Origin of the sequence: Siphonobacter sp. BAB-5405, assembly GCF_002872335.1 — a bacterium.
In the GTDB taxonomy this organism is placed as follows: Bacteria; Bacteroidota; Bacteroidia; order Cytophagales; family Spirosomataceae; genus Siphonobacter.
In genome coordinates this window covers 82,460-103,559 of record NZ_NJAG01000022.1, presented here as the reverse complement: position 1 = coordinate 103,559, position 21,100 = coordinate 82,460, and the positions used below count along the sequence as shown (strand labels likewise).

General features: G+C 47.6%; 17 protein-coding genes. All 17 read right to left on the bottom strand.

Annotated features, from left to right (window positions below; translation table 11 throughout):
* Nucleotides 1-30 precede the first annotated feature (30 nt).
* Nucleotides 31-3,528: a TonB-dependent receptor gene (locus BWI97_RS17050; protein WP_369826600.1), complete on the bottom strand. Its 3,498-nt coding sequence runs from the start codon at nucleotides 3,526-3,528 to the stop codon at nucleotides 31-33.
* Nucleotides 3,529-3,753: 225 nt separating this feature from the next.
* Complete coding sequence (locus BWI97_RS17045; RefSeq protein WP_158242779.1) at nucleotides 3,754-4,818, bottom strand: FecR family protein; 1,065 nt, start codon at nucleotides 4,816-4,818, stop codon at nucleotides 3,754-3,756.
* Nucleotides 4,819-4,982: 164 nt separating this feature from the next.
* Nucleotides 4,983-5,603, bottom strand: coding sequence for an RNA polymerase sigma factor (locus BWI97_RS17040; protein ID WP_102202016.1), 621 nt, complete (start codon nucleotides 5,601-5,603; stop codon nucleotides 4,983-4,985).
* 187 nt (nucleotides 5,604-5,790) lie between these two features.
* A complete protein-coding gene (locus BWI97_RS17035) occupies nucleotides 5,791-6,930 on the bottom strand; it encodes a 2-isopropylmalate synthase (protein WP_094815142.1) in 1,140 nt (379 codons plus the stop codon).
* Between the two features lie 333 nt (nucleotides 6,931-7,263).
* A complete protein-coding gene (leuB, locus tag BWI97_RS17030) occupies nucleotides 7,264-8,337 on the bottom strand; it encodes a 3-isopropylmalate dehydrogenase (protein ID WP_094815143.1) in 1,074 nt (357 codons plus the stop codon).
* 63 nt (nucleotides 8,338-8,400) lie between these two features.
* Complete coding sequence (locus BWI97_RS17025; protein WP_102202014.1) at nucleotides 8,401-8,787, bottom strand: GxxExxY protein; 387 nt, start codon at nucleotides 8,785-8,787, stop codon at nucleotides 8,401-8,403.
* A gap of 19 nt (nucleotides 8,788-8,806) precedes the next feature.
* Nucleotides 8,807-9,397: a 3-isopropylmalate dehydratase small subunit gene (gene leuD / locus BWI97_RS17020; RefSeq protein WP_102202012.1), complete on the bottom strand. Its 591-nt coding sequence runs from the start codon at nucleotides 9,395-9,397 to the stop codon at nucleotides 8,807-8,809.
* The gene (locus BWI97_RS17015; RefSeq protein WP_102202010.1) at nucleotides 9,394-9,795 is read right to left on the bottom strand and encodes a four helix bundle protein; all 402 of its coding nucleotides are present in this window, start codon (nucleotides 9,793-9,795) and stop codon (nucleotides 9,394-9,396) included. Before BWI97_RS17015 ends, leuD begins: the two co-directional genes overlap by 4 nt.
* A 91-nt stretch (nucleotides 9,796-9,886) precedes the next feature.
* Nucleotides 9,887-11,293: a 3-isopropylmalate dehydratase large subunit gene (gene leuC, locus BWI97_RS17010; protein WP_094815146.1), complete on the bottom strand. Its 1,407-nt coding sequence runs from the start codon at nucleotides 11,291-11,293 to the stop codon at nucleotides 9,887-9,889.
* A 70-nt stretch (nucleotides 11,294-11,363) separates the two neighbouring features.
* Nucleotides 11,364-12,212 carry an AraC family transcriptional regulator gene (locus BWI97_RS17005; protein ID WP_369826599.1) on the bottom strand — a complete coding sequence of 283 codons (849 nt, stop codon included), beginning with the start codon at nucleotides 12,210-12,212 and terminating at the stop codon, nucleotides 11,364-11,366.
* A gap of 141 nt (nucleotides 12,213-12,353) precedes the next feature.
* Entirely contained in the window at nucleotides 12,354-12,575 is a 222-nt protein-coding gene (locus BWI97_RS17000; protein WP_094815151.1) for a hypothetical protein, read from the bottom strand.
* Between the two features lie 55 nt (nucleotides 12,576-12,630).
* Nucleotides 12,631-13,773 carry a hypothetical protein gene (locus tag BWI97_RS16995; RefSeq protein ID WP_102202006.1) on the bottom strand — a complete coding sequence of 381 codons (1,143 nt, stop codon included), beginning with the start codon at nucleotides 13,771-13,773 and terminating at the stop codon, nucleotides 12,631-12,633.
* 72 nt (nucleotides 13,774-13,845) lie between these two features.
* The gene (ilvA, locus tag BWI97_RS16990) at nucleotides 13,846-15,114 is read right to left on the bottom strand and encodes a threonine ammonia-lyase IlvA (protein ID WP_102202004.1); all 1,269 of its coding nucleotides are present in this window, start codon (nucleotides 15,112-15,114) and stop codon (nucleotides 13,846-13,848) included.
* Between the two features lie 325 nt (nucleotides 15,115-15,439).
* The gene (gene ilvC / locus BWI97_RS16985; RefSeq protein ID WP_094815157.1) at nucleotides 15,440-16,486 is read right to left on the bottom strand and encodes a ketol-acid reductoisomerase; all 1,047 of its coding nucleotides are present in this window, start codon (nucleotides 16,484-16,486) and stop codon (nucleotides 15,440-15,442) included.
* Nucleotides 16,487-16,599: 113 nt separating this feature from the next.
* Nucleotides 16,600-17,133, bottom strand: coding sequence for an acetolactate synthase small subunit (ilvN, locus tag BWI97_RS16980; protein WP_094815159.1), 534 nt, complete (start codon nucleotides 17,131-17,133; stop codon nucleotides 16,600-16,602).
* Nucleotides 17,134-17,218: 85 nt separating this feature from the next.
* A complete protein-coding gene (gene ilvB / locus BWI97_RS16975; RefSeq protein WP_094815161.1) occupies nucleotides 17,219-18,961 on the bottom strand; it encodes a biosynthetic-type acetolactate synthase large subunit in 1,743 nt (580 codons plus the stop codon).
* Between the two features lie 76 nt (nucleotides 18,962-19,037).
* Nucleotides 19,038-20,729: a dihydroxy-acid dehydratase gene (ilvD, locus tag BWI97_RS16970; protein ID WP_094815163.1), complete on the bottom strand. Its 1,692-nt coding sequence runs from the start codon at nucleotides 20,727-20,729 to the stop codon at nucleotides 19,038-19,040.
* Nucleotides 20,730-21,100 lie beyond the last annotated feature (371 nt).

Genomic DNA, 21,100 nt, shown 5'->3' with positions numbered 1-21,100 from the left:
GGTTCAGCAGCAACCGTACCCTAGCTTACCTTAGAATGTGATGGATAAACCCGTGTTGATAATGCGGGCAGGAGGATAATACTGACCCGTAGTGTTATCCGCTTCCGGATCGTACACTTTCAGCTTATCAACCGTAAAGAGGTTCAGACCATTTACATAGAATCGTACCGCATTCATACCGATCTGTTTGCTGAGCGTAGAAGGCAACGTATAGCCTAATTCTAAGTTTTTCAGACGAATGTAATCGGAGCTCCGCAGCCAGTAGGAGTTTTTGTTATCATCACTCTTGGTGTAGTACTGATCACTACGGTCTGCGATCCGGGGATATACGCTACTTGGATTATCAACCGTCCAACGGTGCTGATACACGTCCAGCAGGTAGTTACCGATACTACCCGATTCACCCGTACTTACGAACAATTGGGCTCCAGTCGCATATTGGAAGAGAATGGATAAGTCGAAATTCTTGTAGTTGAATGATCCATTGAGACCACCCTGCAAGGTAGGAATGGTGTTTCTCTTGCCTCTTACGCGGTCATCCGGATCAATTTTACCGTCTCCGTTGAAATCTTTATACTTCATATCACCAGGACGTATCGTGTTGCTAATGGCTGAGTAATCTACACGACTCAACGTAGCATCAATATCCGCCTGATCTTTGAAGACGCCATCGTACTCATAGAACAAGTAGGCATTTAAAGGGGCTCCGGTTGTACGTTGATATACGGGAGATCCTGGGGCTTCATCCCAGAACAGAACCTTGTTCTTCGCATAGCCTCCGTTGAAGCTTACGTTATACCGGAAATCACCCTTCTGACCGGAGTGACCTACCTTGAATTCAAACCCGGTGTTTTGCATCTTACCGATGTTTTCAGCGGGTAACTTCATACCAGTCGTTTGAGGAATCGAAGCGTTTTTACGCCAGAGGATACTCGTCCGTTTGTTATAGAAGTACTCAAACTCGAAGTTGATTTTTCCGTTGAATAACTGACCTTCCAAACCAATATTTGAGTTATTGGCAACCTCCCAAGTAATGTTGGGGTTAGGTACGCGAGATTCAAACAGGGTCTTCTGTAACTGGTTGTTGATGACATACGTACCAAAACCGGCCGTTGAGTAGTACTGATACTCCTGGAGGGTGTTATCGTAGTAAATCTGGTCATTACCCATCTGACCATAAGAAGCCCGCAGCTTCAGGTAATTCACGAAGTTGACGTTGTTCTTGAAGAAGTTTTCTTCTGAAATCTGCCAGCCCGCCATGATACCCGGGAAAAATCCGTAACGGGTTTGTTCGGGGAACATGTACGAACCATCATACCGCCATAGGAATTCGGCCAGATACTTCTCTTTATAGTTGTAGGCAACCCGTCCGAAGTAGTTCAAACGAGCCCGTTCCCAGGCACCCCCGTTGTTGGTACGCTCCAGATCACCGCCAGCAAAAAGCTGATCAATCGCCGTAGAGATGAAGTAACGACGGTATGCACTGAAGTTGTCGTTGCGGATGGTTTCCTTGTTCACCCCGGCCAGTACGGTCACGGCATGATCCCCAAATTTGCGTTCGTAGGTTCCGATTCCGCCCAACAGAATGTTCAGCTGATCTTCATTGCCCTGCGACAGACGAGGTTCGGCAGGACCGCGTTTTCCACGTACTAAGACTGGCGTTACTCCATCGCTTTCGAAGGCTCCCTGATGCGTGTACAGATACCAGGGCGTTTCCCAGCGTTTGGTTTGACGGATATACTTGTCAATGGCAGCCGTTCCCGTAAATTTCAGGCCTTCTACACCAGGGATTTTAATATCGATCGAACCATTGGTTTGCCAGTAGTAACGCGTATCCCGGTCATAACCCGTCTGATTCGTAGTGATTACTACAGGGTTTTCACCATTCTCAATATCTGGACCAGGCATGCCATTCGGCCAGAAAGCCGGTTGCGTAGGCAGACCCCGCATCAGCATCCGGAAAACGGTACCGGCTGATTTGGTTGGGAAACGACGGCTTTCCTGACGAGCAATGCTACCCAGGTTGACGTGTACGTACTTGTTAATGTTGGCATCCAGATTCAGACGCAGATCGTACTGCTTGTAACCCGTCGCTGAATTTTTGTAGTACGCATCCTGGTTTTGATACCCGATCGAAGTCAGATACTTCACGTTTTCGGTTCCTCCGCTCAACTGAACATTGTGGCGAGATTGTGGAGACCAGGTCTTCAATGCATCTCCGAACCAATCCGTGTTGGGGTGAAACCAGGGATCCGAACCATCGGCAAATTTCTGGAAATCTTCCGGCTTATAAGGAGCTGCTTTTACAGATCCATCCGGACGGGTATAACTTCCCGTCGAACGGAAGGCATCCGTAGCGTTACGCCATTCGTTGGCGGGCAAGTTGAACACTTCCAGTTCATTCCGCATCTCAGCAAATTGCGAAGCATTCGCCAGTTTAGGAATAACGGTTGGCTGAGAGAAACCCTGGTTAAACGAATACGATAGCTCAGGCTTACCTGATTTACCGCGTTTGGTCGTAATCAGGATAACCCCGTTCGCAGCCCGGGCTCCGTAAATCGCAGCCGAAGCATCTTTCAAAACGGAAATCGTTTCGATATCGGCTGGGTTGATCCGGTCAAAACCGCCCGCCCGTGCCGGAATTCCATCGACTACAATCAGAGCGTCGCTATTTCCCAGCGTGTTCGTACCCCGAATCCGGATCCCTGCTCCATCGTAACCTGGTTCGCCACTTCGTTGTACAGCAATCACACCAGGCATCCGACCCGCAATCGAGTTAGTCAGGTTGACCGCAGGTGATTTCACCAGATCCGTACCTTTAACAGTCGTTACTGCACCCGTTACCGTCTCCTTTTTCTGCTCGCCGTATCCAACGACAACGACTTCCGAAAGTGCCTGCGTATCGCTTTGTAAGCGTACGTCAATCGTCGTTTTATCGCCTACTGGAATTTCCTGCTTGATAAAGCCTACGTAACTGAAAATCAGTACCGATTCCGAGTTTGGTACCGTCAGCTGATACGATCCGTCCGCTTTACTGGTCGTTCCAATCGTGGTTCCCTTCACCTGGACGCTTACGCCTACCAGCGGCAATCCGTCGTCACCCAGAATAACCCCTTTCACGGTAACATCTACCGGAGCAACGGGCATTTCTGTTTCTTCCGCTTTGTTCTCAGCAGGCGTTGATGCACTGGCTACGAGTCCTAAAGCGGGTTTGCGTTTCAGGATGATTTGTTCACCCATCACCTGATAGGTCAGTGCCAGCGGATTCAGTAACTCCTGCAAGGCTGAGCCAATCGTCTGGTTATGCAGGGTGAGGTTTACTTTACGGTCTGCCTCAACTAATTCCGGGCTGTACAGAAAGTGAACTTTTGCAATTTTGGCCAGTCTGGAAAGTACGCTTTCCAGATCCTGATTTTTAACAGCAATAGTAACTCGTTGGTTAAGGATTTCCTGCCCCGAGCTCTCGTGAGCATGACTTGCACCTACAAACACTACTGCCATGAAAAACTGTACAAGACTGACTTTCATAAGGTCGTACAGCAGTTTGTTTGAGTGGAAAAATTTTTGCATAAATTTGAAAGGTTTAATAACCATTAGACAAAGAATCCCCTGTTCATCCTTTTTGGGAGGATGACTGTTTTGCAAGACTGAAGGGGAGGGTACGGGCCTCCGATGCGGGAACATCGGGGGCTTTTTTCATAAAGGAGTTAGTGTGCTACATAGGCTTTGTTCGGATCAAGGGATAACGTAGAATTAATGGCAACCTTTACTATGAATTGTTACTTCTCCATTCTGGTACTCGTAGGTAGATTCTATCCCGGCACAGATCAGCGTTAGTTTCTCCAGCACCGGCTTATCTCCCAGCTCCGCTGATAAGGTACAATGCCTCATCAATTCAGAATCATACTTGATTTTTACTCCGTAATTTTTTTCCAGTACCTGAAATACTTTGCTAATAGGCGTACGAACGAAGGTAAAGGGCTCTTTTTCTAGTACGGTCAGTTCCGGCAATGGACTTCCACTAACCGACAGCTTTTGGTTCTGACGTTCAAACGTGGCTTGCTGATTGGGTCGCACAAGTTGAGCACTTACTTCCTGCTGAGCTTTCTTGAATACGGCAACTGTCCCCGTTTTTACGGTCACTTTTACCTGATCAGCGGCTTCGAAGGCCCGTATGGTAAAGCTTGTTCCGGTAACCCGGGTGATTACTTCATTCGCTTCTACGAAGAAGGGTTGTTTGGGATTCTTCCTGATCTCGAAGAAAGCCTCTCCCATTAATACTACTTCCCGTTTATCAGCCTCGAACTTTCTGGGAAAAGCAATTTGGCTTTGGGCCTGTAACACGACTGAACTTCCGTCGGGCAATAAAACCAAACGACTTTGCTGACTTTCATTGATAACCTCATCCCAGTGTTTGGAATCTTTTATTAAGGATTTACTCTGGCTCACCGGAAGCTGATGCAGGGTAGCCTGGTTTTTCCAGATCAACCACCCTCCGAGTCCGGCAGCCAACACTAGCACGGCAGCCATGCTCCCACCCCACCGCCAAAAGCTACGCTTTATTGGTAAGGGTTTCGTATGCTCAAGAATACGCCGCGAGCGTTCGCGTATATATTCTTCTGACAAAATCACTTCTGGCTCAACCAGTGTCAATAACAATTCTTTAGCTTCCAGGATGGCTTCTTCCGCCTGCGGGTATTCACGTAAGAATTGGTTCCAGTAATCGGTTTCTGCCGGGGAAGATTTACCATACACCCACGCTCGAAATGAGGGGTTTTCTAAGAAATCTTCCGCCTTGAAATGATTATAGCTATCCATGGAATAATTAAAGTAGGAGAAGGCCTCCATCCTGATTAGGAAAAACGAATAGCGTTATACCCTCTCAGAATAGGAATTTTTTAATTTTTTTTATTGGAGAATGCATGTCCAGTCCTCTCCTTCTTTTTTTATGAAGGATGGTACGGCCGGGTAGATAGGAGTACTTACAATAAAAAGGCAGTGAAAATGCTGGTAATGAGGGAAGTGACGAAGGATCTTTTCCAGTGATGCCGTAAAAAAGTCATGGCTTTCTGTAAATGGTTGGATACGGACTGGCGGTTGATGCCCATGATGTCAGCAATCTCCTGAATCTCACAATCCTGGTAGTATTTTAAAAACAGGGCCTCGCGTTGGCGTTCGGGTAATTGAGCCATCAATCCCGAAATCTGCTGCTTTACTTCCGTATCAGAGTCTAAGTGCAGAAGCATGTCCTGCACGCAGGGCACATAGAGCTCGCTTCCTTCGTCATCCGTTTCGGGCAATTCCGTAAAACGGTGTTGCTGCTTGAGTTCGAAAAGTATGCGGTTACGGAATGCTTTAAATAAATAATTACGAACGTTCGCAGGGGTGTCGCTTAAGTCCTGTTTATGCTCCCAGAGGTAGATGAACAGGTCCTGAATTACATCTTCAATGAAAGGCTGGTCCCGGCAAAAGCGGGTTCCGTACTGAACAAGCGAGCGATAGTTAGAAACAATAAGTTCTTGAAAAGCTAAGGGATCACCTGTAATAAATTTTCTCCACAAGTATAATTCTTCTACCGGAGAGTTTGTAGCTATACGTTTCATACATAGAATTCAGAAGTAATTAAAGTCAAATATATGCTTTTGCCACTATAGTATAATTTTATATTCAGATAATCTTATTGAAATTTTTTAATAACTCTACCCAAGGATAATTTAGGCTCGTTAAAAGTTAAAAAAGGCCTATACTGGAGAGTATAGGCCTTTTATCAGAGATACTTTAATCAGTAGATTATCCTACCAGTTCCATTAAATCCTGATCGTGGATCATTTTACGTTCATCTGCCATTAACAAAAAGCGTTCGTAAAGTTTATCCAAATCCAGTTTTTCAAATTTAAAGCCAAGCAATTGCAGACGGTGACGCAGGGCAGCCCGGCCGCTACGAGCCGTCAGAATGATTTCCGAGCTAGGTACACCTACGTCTTCGGGATTGATAATTTCGTAATTCGACGAATTCTTTAAATGTCCATCCTGGTGAATACCTGACGAGTGAGCAAACGCGTTGCGTCCCACAATCGCTTTGTTTGCCTGAACGGGCATCCGCATCATTCCAGATACAAGTTTCGACAAAGGATACAGATGCGAAGAATCAATTCCCGTTTCAAAGCCCAGGTCTTTATGTACTTTCAAGGCCATGGCGATTTCTTCGAGCGACGTATTACCCGCCCGTTCGCCAATGCCATTGATGGTTACCTCTACCTGCCGAGCACCCGCCCGGATTCCGGCCAGCGTGTTCGCCGTTGCCAGTCCCAGATCGTTGTGGCAGTGCATAGAAATCGTGGCTTTGTGAATGTTAGACACATTCTCAAAAAGGTAGGAAATGCGGTTGTACATCTGTTCGGGCAACAGATAACCGGTCGTATCAGGCAAGTTTACAACCGTAGCTCCCGCCGCAATCACGCCTTCGGTCAGGCGAGCCAGGAATTCCAGATCGGCCCGTCCTGCATCTTCGGCGTAAAATTCCACGTCTTCCACGAACTTCTTCGCGTATTTAACTGCGTGCACACCGCGTTCGAGAATCTGATCACGGGTAGAGTTAAACTTATGAAGAATGTGTACATCCGATGAACCAATGCCGGTGTGAATCCGGGGGCGTTTGGCGTACCGGAGAGCTTCAGCCGCTACTTCAATATCTTTCTCTACAGCCCGGGTAAGTCCACAAACCGTAGGCTCGGTTACAGCCTTACAGATTTCCTCCACTGACCGAAAGTCCCCAGGGCTGGAAATGGGAAAACCAGCCTCAATAACATCCACTCCGAGCAGCTCAAGTTCCTTGGCAATTACTACTTTTTCTTCCGTAGTTAATTGGCATCCGGGCACTTGCTCGCCGTCACGCAGCGTGGTGTCGAAGATTTGAATTCTTTGGCTCATAAGTAAACAGTGTGATCGTGAATGAACTCCTTGGTTAGGCATTCTCTACTAAGTAGCGGGGACTCCTTAGCAAAGTCTGATTGGAAATCGCAAACAAAAAAACCCTTTCTCAAGCACTTGAGAAAGGGTTCAGTATGGTTACAACCAACTCCCGTTCTCAAAGCGTACGGCCGAGAATAAGAAGAGAAAGGTTGAGTGTCTTGGCAAACATAACACAGGCGGTTTCCATTGTGAGGACAAAAATAGCCGGAATTTTGATTCAGGCAAATAATTTGGTGTTTGATACCCGTGCTTTTTAAGCCTTTTCGCTTCCGTAATCGGTGATTGCCCGGTTTAGATTCGCTTGAGCAGTTCGGCTCCCATAGCTTCCGTACCCAGGATTTTGGCCCGGTCGGTCTGAGCATCAGCGATGTCGCCCGTCCGGAAACCATCTTTGAGTACACCGTCTACGGCAGCAATGATGGCTTCGCTTTCTTCCTTCATCCCAAACGAAATATCCAGCATCAGGGCCGCCGACAGTACTGAAGCCAGCGGGTTGGCCACGCCTTTACCCGTAATATCGTGGGCTGAACCGTGAATGGGCTCGTATAACCCTACGGTATCACCGATGGAGGCCGAAGCCAGCATACCCATGGAACCCGCAATCTGACTGGCTTCATCCGTGAGGATATCGCCGAACAAATTAGCCGTTAGTACCACGTCGAACCGGCGGGGATCTTTGATGAGCAACATCGCCGCCGAATCGACGAATTGATGCTCTACCGTTACGTCGGGATATTCTTTAGCAATTTCCTGAACCACTTCCCGCCAGAGGCGGCTGGTTTCCAGTACGTTGGCTTTATCTACCGAGCAAAGTTTTTTATTGCGGGTACGAGCTGCTTCGAAAGCCTTCCGGGCAATGCGTTCGACTTCGTACTTACTGTATTTGGCAATATCGTACGCCGTATCGCCTTCATCCTGACGACCTTTTTCACCGAAGTAAATGTCCCCCGTCAGTTCCCGGAAAAACAGGATGTCCGCTCCGCGAAGAATCTCGGCTTTGATACTGGACGCTTCCAGTAATTCGTCGAATAATTTGATGGGTCGCAGGTTCGCGTACAGGCCCAGGGCTTTACGAATACCCAGCAATCCCTGCTCGGGGCGTACCTTGGCGGAAGGATCGTTATCGTATTTGGGGTGTCCCACGGCTCCAAAGAGGATGGCATCGGAAGCTTTGGATTTTTCGATGGTTTCCTCGGGCAGCGGCTGTCCGGTTGCTTCGATAGCGGCGTGACCGATGAGGGCGTAATCAAAGGTAAAGGCATGACCAAATTTCTGGCCAATGGCTTCGACGACTTGTTTCGATACTTCGGTCACTTCCTGACCAATCCCATCACCGGGAATTACGAGAATATGTTTACTTGCCATGTAAAGGTTTGATTCACCACAGAGTACCTCAGAGTTTTACACAGAGTTACGCTGAGTAATTGCTTAAAGTACAACTCGCCGGATTCCATTTTTTAGGCTCGCTACGTTAAAATTCAGTAACAGACCCAGTTTGTAATTACCCAGTCGCATGTAGGTTAAAATATGAGCGAGGTGCACTTCCGTTAAAGCTTCAACTGATTTTAATTCCAGAACAATTTGCTGATTAACCAAAAGATCAATTCGATAACCAACTTCAAGCCTGATCTCTTTGTACACCAAAGGCATTGCTTTCTCCTTTTCCACAAAAAGCCCACTTTTTGTAAGAGCGTAAGCCAAACATTCTTTGTAGGCACTCTCGAGTAAGCCAGGGCCTAAAGCCGTATGAACTTGGTAGGCACAGGCCAGAATCTGGCGTGAAATCACATTTAACTCCGTGAGACTCTGTGCCATACTTTGTGTTACTCAGTGGTTAAACTTGACTTGCCTGGAACGCCTCAATCTCCGGCCGCAACGAGATCAGGTAATCGATATCATCGTAGCCATTCATCAGGCAGTTCTTTTTGTACGGGTTGATATCGAATGCAGTAGCCGTACCGTCAGGTAAGGTCACCTGCTGGTTTTCCAGATCGACCGTGATCTGAGCGTACGGGTCGGCTTCAATCACAGCAAAGGTTTTAGCCAGAAATTCATCCGAAACCTGTACCGGCAGTACAAAGTTATTCAGCGAGTTATTCCGAAAAATATCCGCAAAGAAGCTCGAAATGACCACGCTGAAGCCGTAATCATGAATAGCCCAGGCGGCGTGCTCCCGGCTGGAACCCATGCCGAAATTCTTACCCGCCACCAAAATCCGGGCGGCCTTATAAGTCGGATCGTTTAATACGAAATCCGTTTTCGGCGTATCATCTGCGTTGTACCGCCAGTCCCGGAAAAGATTATCGCCAAAACCTTCGCGGGTGGTAGCTTTTAAAAAACGAGCCGGAATAATCTGGTCCGTATCAATATTTTCAATCGGCAGCGGAGCCGCCTGTGAAGTCAATGTGGTTATTGTCTCTTTCATTTTGTTGTTGGTTGTTCGTTGTCTGTTGTTTGTCTTTTTAGTTGCTCAAAGTATTTAATGAATCCGTTGAGAAGTTTTTTACAAATTGACAATTGAGACAACAACGCATTTACCTCACTTTCAGGAATGTAATTCTGGTCACTGGCGATATAAATCTGCGTTTCCAGTTCATACAACGACCCTCTGGAAATGAAGAAAAATTGTATTGAATCTTTGGCGTGATTTCGTCCACAACCTTCTGCAAGATTAGAAGGGATAGACACCGCACAGCGACGAATTTGATTGGTCAATCCGAAAAGTTCTTCTTTAGGAAAATTCCTGGTAACCCGATATACTTCGGCCGTTAACTTTCGGCATTCCTTCCAAATAGTTAGTTCAGTGTAAGCAGTATAAGACATCGTTCGTTAACACTTGCAGGTTGAATGTAGCAGAACAACGAAGTACCGTTAATCCAGCTAATAACAAACAACCATTAACGAACAACTAGTTTTACACCAGTTCCCGAACGTCGCCTACCTTACCCGTCACCGCTGCTACGGCAGCCGTCAGTGGAGAGACCAGTAACGTGCGGGCTCCCGGTCCCTGGCGACCTTCGAAGTTTCGGTTGGAGGTACTCACGGCGTATTTACCGGCGGGTACTTTGTCTTCGTTCATGCCTAAGCAAGCCGAACATCCGGGACCGCGTAATTCAAAACCCGCTCCTTCAAATACTTTGTCGAGACCTTCGGCCCGAGCCTGCTCCGCCACCTGATTCGAACCCGGAACAATCCAGACTTCTATACCACTGGCTTTTTGCTTTCCTTTGACAAATTCCGCAACCTCGCGAAGGTCTTCAATACGGGCATTGGTACAGGAGCCGATGAATACATAATCAATGGCTTTCCCTAACAGGCTTTCGCCCGGTTTTAAGCCCATGTAATTCAGCGACTTTTCAAACGAAGGCTGTTCCGTCGTTGGAATTTCCTCCAGCGTCGGTACGTGATCCGTTACGCCGATCCCCATACCCGGGTTCGTTCCGTACGTAATCATGGGCTTGATGTCCGCCGCGTCGAAAGTCAGTACTTTATCGAACTGGGCTCCTTCGTCGGTTTTCAGTTCCTTCCACGCTTCTACCTTACGGTCAAATTCTTCGCCCTGCGGAGCAAAGCGACGGCCTTTCAAATAGGCAAAGGTTACTTCATCGGGGGCAATCATACCGCCACGAGCACCCATCTCGATACTCATGTTACAGACCGTCATCCGACCTTCCATCGTCAGGTTCCGAATAGCTTCTCCAGCGTATTCCACGAAATAGCCCGTAGCTCCGGCAGCTGAGATTTTAGCGATGATATACAAGATCAAGTCTTTCGCCGTTACGCCTTTTTCGAGCGTACCGTTGACTTCGATCAGCATCTTTTTAGGCTTCGACTGAATGATACATTGCGTCGTCAGTACTTGCTCTACTTCCGAAGTACCAATCCCGAACGCTACGTTTCCAAACGCTCCGTGCGTAGAGGTATGCGAATCACCGCACACAATCGTCATGCCGGGTTGCGTAATGCCCAGTTCGGGTCCGATGACGTGTACGATGCCTTGGAATGGGTGTAACAAGTCGTAGAGTTCAATACCGAATTCCTTACAGTTTTCGCGAAGTTTCTCTACCTGATGGCGAGACAACGCTTCACGGATGGGCAGGTGCTGATCTTTCGTAGGAACGTTGTGATCGGCAGTTGCCGTCGTGCGATTCACATTGAAGACTTTCGCTCCACGTTTGCGAAGACCGTCGAAGGCCTGAGGACTTGTCACTTCGTGAATGAAGTGACGATCAATAAACACGACGTCGGGATAACCTTCCTGGCGTTTCACGACGTGGTTGTCCCAGATTTTATCGAATAATGTTTGAGGGGTATTGCTCATTGTTGGATTAGGCTAACTAATACGCTACAAAATTGGGAGATTTATTGAGCAAGTGGGTATCGGCAAACGTTCAAACGATAGCGTTTTTGGTTCGATGGTATAAATTGGGCGTTGAGCCGTATTGCTCTTTGAAAGCCTTAATGAAGTGGGATACGCTCTCGTATCCAATCTCAAAACTGATTTCCGAAACGTTTTTGCTGGTATTCTCCAGTAAGAATACGGCGTGTTCAAGTCGTTTCTTACGAATCCAGGCGGCGGGGCTGGTACCAAACTGTTTCTCGAAATCCCGTTTAAATACGGAAAGACTACGTCCGGACAAACGAGCCAGTTCAGCCACCGACAACGGTTTGAGATAATAGCTTTGTAGTAACCACTCCAGATCCAGCTTCTCGCCAATGTACAAACTGTGCAAAAAGGCTTTTAACTGTCCCGTAACGTCGTTTTCGAAAAGTAAGAGTAAGAGTTCGTGCGATTTGAGTCGAAGATACTGATTCAGAAAGGGCGTAGGACGCTGGAAATACGGAAAGATGGAATCGGCAAAAGCACTTAAGCTGGGGTTTCCTTCAAACACCAGTAAAGGGTTATCAATTTCCCGTTCCTGAAGCGGACCAGAAACCAGTTCGATATGCTGCTCAACGAAGGATTTTAACAGCTTCTCGTGAAAGAAAAAGACCAGGCTGCGATAGGCCCGGTCGAGTGCTTCCTGCATGAAGTAATAGCCACGACGAATAAACACTACATCGCCCTTGCGTACCCGCGTCTCGCCCTCGGGAGCTAAAAACCGCTTCTCGCCTTCCAGTACAAAAATCACCGCATGTTCTTCGAAGAAAACCTCGTTACGGAGCGGCGGATCCTGGTTACGGTAGGCCACAAAAGTCATGTCCTGAATCTTGAGCGATTCAAATTCATTGACATGCATGAAAGTGGGGACACGAAGCACTGGACGTAAAGTTTGATTGGGTTTGAAAAGATTTGAGGATGTGTAAAGTTCAAAAAAAGCCTAAATGGGCCGATACAGGCCTACTTTCAACTTTTCAAACCCTACACATCCTCAAACTAATTACGCTGCATTTTTATTTTCAGCGTTGGGAAGAGGCTTCTCAACGACCTGATGTTCTTTTTCGTGGAACGCTTCCCATTCCAGAAGCTGGCGGGTTTGCTGTTCGGGGGAAAGGTTCGAAAACGCAGCTAACTGCCGATGTAAAAACTCTAATTTTTCTTCTTCGGTGGGAAAAGCAGTCAGACGAACCGCCAGTTCCCGTAATTCGGATACAGTATTCATATTAAAAATCGCCTCCTTTCGGGTTCTTCACTACTAGTATACAATTCAAAATCAGTTAAAATAGTTTATTAGGACCATTAAGTTTAATATAGTAGTTAAGGGAAATTCGGGGAGGAATAAGAAATGGAGCTTCCTCTTGGCCCATCTTGAAAAACAAGCGACTAAAATGTGATACTTCCAATTCGAGCCGTTTTTTAAAACTAACCCCAACACCCGGTGTAAGAATGCCGGTAGTAGCAATTTTATTTGAAAAAATTACTAATCCTACGTTATAAAAAGGTTGGATTTTGCCCCCGCCTAAGTATTGGCCAGCCAGTATTTCGATCGTTTTTAAATTACTATCCACGGGTCTACGGGTTTCTTCTTGCAGTACCACTATTTTTGAAGCTCTATGAAAAGCTATCTTCGCGTACATCTGTTGATGATTTCGGGGGAAATTGACGCGTGCCGATACACCGACAGAAGCCTGATTTTTTCCTTGGCTTAAATCACTAATATTCAAACGTTCAAGACCGGCATTGAGGCCCACATAAAACGTAGACTTTTCATCTTTCAACCGAAATTTAACGGGCTCTGCCGTATATTTTCTATCGTGATAAGCCTGTAAGTAGTTGATTAGATAACGGCTCGCATAAATGGGAGAAGTCATTGAAAAATTGGCAACATCAGCCGTCAATTGTTCTAGCTGTTGCTTGTACTCCTGTACCGCTACGCGATAATTTTGTCCTTCCTTTTGCCGGTAAAAACTATAGTTGATCAGTTCATAGAAAGAAGGTCCTTCTTCAATAAAAAAACGGATTCTTCCGTCTTTATCACTTCTAGCGTAGTACAAGCTGATTTTCTGGTCACTCCAGAGCTGTTGTAGAAATAACGTTTGCTGAAAGTACGTATCCGGTTTAGTCGCGTAAACATCTTCGCTTACGTACAGAAGATTCAATGTATACGATTTATACAACTGATTTTCCTTCGCTATATAAAATGCCTTATACGAAACCGCACTAATGATTTCTTCTTTCTGCGTTAAATCCCGTTTGATTCGAATTTCGGCGGGGCTATCGGACCAGTCTTGATACTGGATATAACAGGCTAAAGTGTCGCCGGCGGATTTTACGATATATCCTTTTTGGAAAGTACTTTGAGCGAATACATAGCCAGTATTCAACAATAAAATTACAGTAAGTAGAAATGGACGAAACATATAAGGTTAGGCTAATAGAATGGAAACAAAAATATAGAATTCCCATTCTATTATACCTTCCTTTGAAATAAGTTATACTAAAATCCCAAACAAATCTGGCTTATCATTCAGGTATTCATAAATAACTTTTGCTTCATTCATGCGGTGAATAAGGGAAGAAAAGTCACTTTTTGATTTTAATTCGATACCGACAATAGCGGGGCCCTGTTCGCGATTGGTTTTCTTCACGTATTCAAATCGAGTAATGTCATCGTTGGGACCGAGTACATTCAAAAACTCCCGGAAAGCTCCGGCCCGTTGCGGAAACCGGATGATGAAATAATGCTTTAATCCTTCGTACAGGAGCGAGCGTTCTTTGATCTCTTCCATCCGGGTAATGTCGTTGTTACCGCCACTGACCAGACAGACCACGTTCTTACCCTTGATCTCATCTTTTAGAAAATCCAGAGCAGCGATACTCAGTGCTCCGGCGGGCTCGGCTACGATGGCTTCTTCGTTGTACAACTGCATGATCGTGGTACACACTTTGCCTTCCGGAATGGTAATCACATCATCAAGTAGTTCCTGACATATCTGGAAGGTCATCTCCCCTACCCGTTTGACGGCGGCTCCATCAACGAATTTGTCAATATCATCCAGCGTTACGATCTTCCCGTGGTTGAGTGCCTCCCGCATGGACGCCGCACCAGCCGGTTCAATACCAATCAGTTTCGTATGCGGAGAAAGGTGTTTGAAGACCGTAGCCACGCCCGAAGCCAGTCCGCCGCCACCGATGGCGAAGAGGACATAATCAATTTTAAAGTCGGCATCTTTGAAGATTTCCAGTCCTACCGTTCCCTGTCCTTCCATAACCCCCAGGTCGTCGAAGGGGTGCACGAACGTTGCTCCCTGCTGCTGTTCGAAGGCCCGGGCCGCTACGTAGGCATCATCAAACGTATCACCCGTGAGTACTACTTCTACTTCGTCCCGCCCAAAGAGTTTTACCTGTTTTACTTTCTGGTTGGGCGTGGTGCTGGGCATGAAAATCGTCCCCTTCACGCCCATTTTGTGACAGGCGTACGCCACGCCCTGAGCGTGATTTCCGGCACTGGCACAGGCTACGCCCTTGGCCAGTGCTTCGGCAGGGAGTTTGGCCATGCAGTTATAGGCTCCACGAATTTTGTAGGAACGTACAATCTGCTGGTCTTCCCGTTTGAGGTATACATTCGCTCCGAATTTCGCGGACAGGTTCAAATTCACCGTCAGCGGCGTATGGGTTACTACTTTGCGGAGTCGTTCGGCGGCAAGAAATATGTCGTCAAGCTGGGGGAATAGCGTCGGGGAATCAACGGTTTCTTTCATCTTCTCTTCTATGCGACGTGCTAACGTCTGTGCCGGGGTATTCACAATAGTATGATAATACGTTTTATAACGGGGAGGTTGGATAGGGAAGTATACAGCAACCGCCTTAGCGGTTTTCTGTGGGCTGTTTTTGAAGTAAGGCTTGTATTATTTAAAAGGCACTGGTACGAAAAAGGGTGAATGAACGAATGGCATCATTCACTCATTCACCCAAGAGTTTTGAGTTTTCGGTTTACTGTTTTCAGTTTGAAAAGAATCGTCACTTGTAGAAAATGCGGCCCATACCCTAACTGAAAACTAAAAATCGAAAACTGTAAACTAAGAACTAGCTACGTTCGGGACGCAGGCTACGTACGGTAGCACCAGCTTTCCACATTTCTGATTCGCGGAGTTCGGCTAGTTCTACTTCCAGTTTTTCGCGGTAATCAGCCTGTGAGTTACGGGTGATCGAAATCTGAGCCTGCTCACCTGATTTTACGGAGTTATACAGTTTCTCGAATACGGGCTTGGTTGCTTCTTTGAAGGGCTTCCACCAATCCAGAGCACCGCGTTGAGCCGTCGTCGAACAGTTGGCGTACATCCAGTCCATACCGTTTTCAGCCACTAAAGGCATCAGCGATTGGGTCAGCTCTTCTACCGTTTCGTTGAAGGCTTCTGAAGGCGAGTGACCGTTTTCGCGGAGTACTTCGTACTGAGCCGCGAAGATCCCCTGAATAGCACCCATCAGCGTACCACGCTCACCCGTAAGGTCAGAGGTTACTTCTTTGTAGAAATCCGTCTCGAACAGGTAACCTGAACCTACACCGATCCCCATAGCGATACATTTTTCGCGGGCTTTACCGGTAGCATCCTGGTAGATGGCGAAGCTGGAGTTCAGACCTTTTCCTTCTACAAACAAACGACGCAGGGACGTTCCGGAACCTTTGGGGGCTACCAGGAATACGTCTACGTCAGCGGGAGGAACGATACCCGTCTGATCTTTGTACGTTACACCGAAACCGTGTGAGAAATAAAGAGATTTGCCAGGCTTCAGAGCAGCTTTCACCGTAGGCCACAGGGCGATTTGAGCGGCGTCAGAAAGCAGGTAGCAAATGATGGTACCTTTCTCGAGAGCTTCTTCAATTTCGAAGAGGGTTTCACCGGGAACCCATCCATCGGCTACGGCTTTGTCCCAGGTCTTGGAATCTTTCCGCTGACCTACGATTACGTTAAAGCCGTTATCTTTCATATTCAGTCCCTGACCAGGTCCTTGTACACCATAGCCAATGACTGCAATTACTTCTTCGTTCAGTACTTCACGGGCTTTTTCGAGGGGGAATTCTTCCCGGGTTACTACTTCTTCTTCGAGTCCGCCGAAGTTCAACTTTGCCATTTTGATTGAATTTTGAGGATAATAAAATTGTAAAAACTCTTTGGGTTTAGAGTCTAGCGTTTGGGGTTTAGCGTTCAATAACGCATCAACGCCAAACCCAAAACGCTAAACGCTTATGCGATTTCCCAGACTCCTTCCGAAGGCAGGTATTCGACCAGGCCTTTTTCTTCCTTGGATACGCTGATTCGGCCGGAACGGACGAACTCCAGAATACCCTGGGGTTTGATATAATGGTAGAACTCCATGATTTCGGCTTCCGTACCCGATTTTTCGATGACGACCGAATCCGTCCCCCATTGTACCACCCAGGCGTTGAAGTCCTTATTTACCCGCTCAATGTCGAGTTGAGGACCACCCAGCGGCGTTGAGATTTTGAACAGGGCTGTCTCCTGAAAGACGATGTCTTCGTCCAGATACCCGTACACCGCCAGTACATCGACTAATTTCCGAATTTGGCGTACCAGTTTTTCAACGGATTCGCGACTTTCAGATTTCAGTACAATGGTAAAGCGGGATACGCCTTTCCGCTCGGTCTCACAAACCGTCAGCGATTCGATATTCAACCGACGACGCGTGAAGACAATCGTAATACGGTTTAGCAAACCTACCGTATTGGTTGTAAATATGGATATGGTGTAATTAGTCATCGTAGTATTGGGTTGATAGTTGTTGGTTAATCGTTATCAGTTCTTTACCATCAACTAATAACTGATCACCAACAACAACGAAGTCCTACTCTAAGCGGATTTTATCAACGGCCTGCCCGGCGGGAACCATCGGGAATACGTTTTCCTCCTTCTCGCAAATCACCTCCAGCAAGTAAGGGCCATCGTGATTCAGCATCGTGTCCAACGATTCGCTCAGGGCTGACCGGTCGCGGCAGGTATGGCCTTCAATGTGGAAACCTTTGGCGATGGTTACGAAATCCGGGTTTTTGATATCTACGAAGCTGTAGCGATTGTCAAAGAACAACTGTTGCCACTGGCGTACCATGCCCAGGAAGTTGTTGTTGAGAATGACGATTTTGATGTTCAGGTTTTCCTGCCAGATCGTCGCCAGCTCCTGAAGCGTCATCTGAAAACCACCGTCACCGATGAAGGCTACAACCGCACGATCGGGTGCTCCGCGTTTGGCTCCAATGGCCGCCGGCAGGGCAAAGCCCATGGTACCTGCACCACCGGAAGTTACCACCGAATTATGCTTTTTGAAGCGGTAATACCGATTGGCAATCATCTGGTGTTGTCCCACGTCGGTCACGACAACGGCTTCACCTTTGGTTTTTTCCGAAATCAGGTGTACGACTTCACCCATCTTGATTTCGTTGCCTTCGTGGAAAAGCGTAGCCCGCGTGATTTTCTCGTCTTCAACGGCATCATACTTGCGGAATTCATCCCGCCATTCGGGGTGGGTACGTTCTTCTACCAGGGGTAACAGGGCTTTGAGAGCCTCTTTGGCATCCCCTACGACCGGAGCCGTTGCCTTGATATTTTTATCAATTTCAGCCGGATCAATTTCGATGTGAACGACCTTGGCCTGCGTGGCGTACTTACTCAAATCACCCGTTACGCGGTCGTCGAAACGCATACCGATGGCGATCAACAGGTCACATTGATTGGTCAGGACGTTCGGCCCGTAATTGCCGTGCATACCCAGCCAGCCTACGTAATTGGGATGGTCCGCATCAAGGGCCGACATGCCTAATAACGTCGCGGCTACCGGAATACCCGTCTTTTCGGTAAAGGCTTTTAGTTCCGCTTCAGCCTTGGCGAGCGTAATCCCGTGGCCTGCCAGAATGTACGGTTTCTTAGCCCGATTGATCAATTCGGCTGCCGCCTTTAACTGATCGTCCTTGGGTACCATCCGGGGTTTATAACTCACCATCGTTTCGCACTTGTGGTACGAAAAGGGTCGGGTCATTAACTCCATTTGGGCCGTCCGGGTAAAGTCCAGCACAACGGGTCCGGGGCGACCCGTTTGGGCGATATAAAAGGCCTTGGCAATCATTTCCGGCACTTCATCGGCACTGGTAATCTGATAATTCCACTTCGTAATGGGCATCGTCATCCCAATTACGTCCGCTTCCTGGAAAGCATCCGTCCCCAGCAGCTTATTGTATACCTGACCAATGATACACACCATCGGCGTTGAATCGAGCAGGGCATCACAGATGGGTGTCATCAGGTTGGTCGCTCCGGGACCGGAGGTTACCAGACAAACACCCGCCCGATTTTGCATCCGGGCGTAGCCCTGTGCGGCGTGACCGGCTCCCTGTTCGTGGCGAACCAAGATATGATGAAGGACGTCCCGGTAATCGTATAGGGCGTCGTAGGTAGGCATGATTGCTCCACCGGGATACCCGAAAATGGTATCCACTCCTTCGGCCAGTAACGCCAGCATCAGGGCATGTGAGCCCGTTACGGTACGTTGAGAGGCTTCTTCCAAAACTTCGGCAACAGTTTGCTTCTGGTGTGCCATAGGATTCTTCCTTTGTGTTAACGATGCCTCGTTAACCAGTTGATTGTTAACTACTCCAAGTTCAGTACTATCTATTTTACAAATCCGTTACGCAGCCCAAGCTAGCCGACGAAACGTTTTTAATATACTTCCGCAGTACACCCTGTTTGAAGGGATTTTCCGGAGCAACCCAGGCGGCTTTACGAGCGGCCATTTCTTCATCGGAAATGTGTACCTGCAAAATGTTATTCACGGCATCGATGGTGATTAGATCGCCGTCCTGTACCAGAGCAATCGGGCCTCCGTCAAACGCTTCGGGGGTTACGTGCCCAACGACGAATCCGTGCGTACCACCCGAGAAACGGCCATCCGTAATCATGGCAATTGAGTTCCCCAGACCGGCTCCGATTACCGCCGACGTAGGCTTCAGCATCTCCGGCATACCCGGTCCACCTTTAGGACCTTCGTAACGGATCACGACCACCATTCCGGGTTTCACTTCACCATTGGCTAAAGCGGCCATGAGCGTTTCTTCCTTATCGCACACTTTCGCAACGCCTTCGAACCGTTCGCCTTCTTTACCCGTAATCTTGGCAACGGCACCCGTGGGTGCCAGGTTTCCGTACAGAATCTGTAAGTGACCCGTAGCTTTGATGGGATTTTCAATCGGGAAAATGATTTTCTGCGATTCAAACTCCAGGTCGGGTTCTGTTTCCAGATTTTCGGCGATGGTTTTTCCCGTAATGGTCATACAATCGCCGTGCAGTAATCCAACTTTTAACAGGTATTTCATCACGGCCGGTACGCCGCCAATGGCTAACATATCTTCCATGAAGTACTTTCCGGAAGGCTTCAGATCCGCCAGCAGGGGCGTCCGGTCACTGATTTCCTGAATGTCTTTCAGCGTAAATTCTACACCCGCTGCGTGGCCAATGGCTAAATAGTGCAGGACCGCATTCGTCGATCCCCCCAAGGCCATTACTAGCGTCAAAGCGTTTTCAAGTGATTTACGAGTGATGATATCGCGGGGTTTCAAATCCAGTTCGAGCAGTTTTTTCATGGCTGCTCCTACGGCCAGACATTCCGCCTGTTTGCCTTCGTGCGTAGCGGGGTACGAACTGGAATTCGGTAAGCTCAGGCCCAGGGCTTCAATGCTGGAAGCCATCGTGTTGGCCGTATACATCCCACCGCAGGCTCCGGCTCCGGGAATGGCATTCTGGATGACTCCTTTGTAATCTTCGTCGGCGATGGTACCCGCGAATTTTTTACCTAAAGCTTCAAACGCTGAAATAATGTCGAGTTTCTGTCCTTTCCACTGGCCCGTCCGGATGGTACCACCGTATACCATGATCCCGGGACGATTCAGGCGAGCCATAGCCATGATGGCTCCGGGCATGTTTTTATCGCATCCGACGACCGTAATCACGCCGTCGTACCATTGGCCGGCCACTACGTCCTCAATCGAATCGGCGATAATGTCACGGCTGGGCAGGGAGTAACTCATTCCGTCATTGCCGTTCGTCATCCCGTCTGATACACCAATCGTATTAAAAATAAGTCCGACCAGACCATTCGCCTGCACGCCTTTTTTCACGTGAACGGCGAGTCCATTCAGGTGCATATTGCAGGTATTTCCTTCGTAACCCGTGCTGGCAATGCCAATCTGGGCTTTCGACATATCTTCTTCGGTGAGGCCCACGCCGTATAACATGGCCTGAGCCGCCGGATTGGTCACTTCTTGAGTAAGCGTACGTGAGTACTTATTCAATGGGGTACTTTCGGTGGTCATAGGAGCTCGTTGTTAAGCGAACGACTCGGAAAAGTGAAGCGAAGAAGGTCCATCAGGGCCAGACTCTTCCGTTTGCATTCTTACAGTATAATGATAAACAAAATTGCACTAATCGAATAAATCTTGCCTTATTCTAAGACACTGATGGTTTGATAACAAAAAGACCTTTCTCGGGATGTGAGAAAGGTCTTTCGTGGTGAATATCAACCTATCTCACACCGATGTTCGGATGAGCACGAGAAGAATAATCACAGAAATATTTAAAATGAATCGAGCCATCAGGAATTGAATTTTGCCGTTTTTACCGTCGGCATATCGCAAAGGTAAAGGCTTCCATTTTTGAATTCCAAAAAAAATTTGCCTTTTTTCAT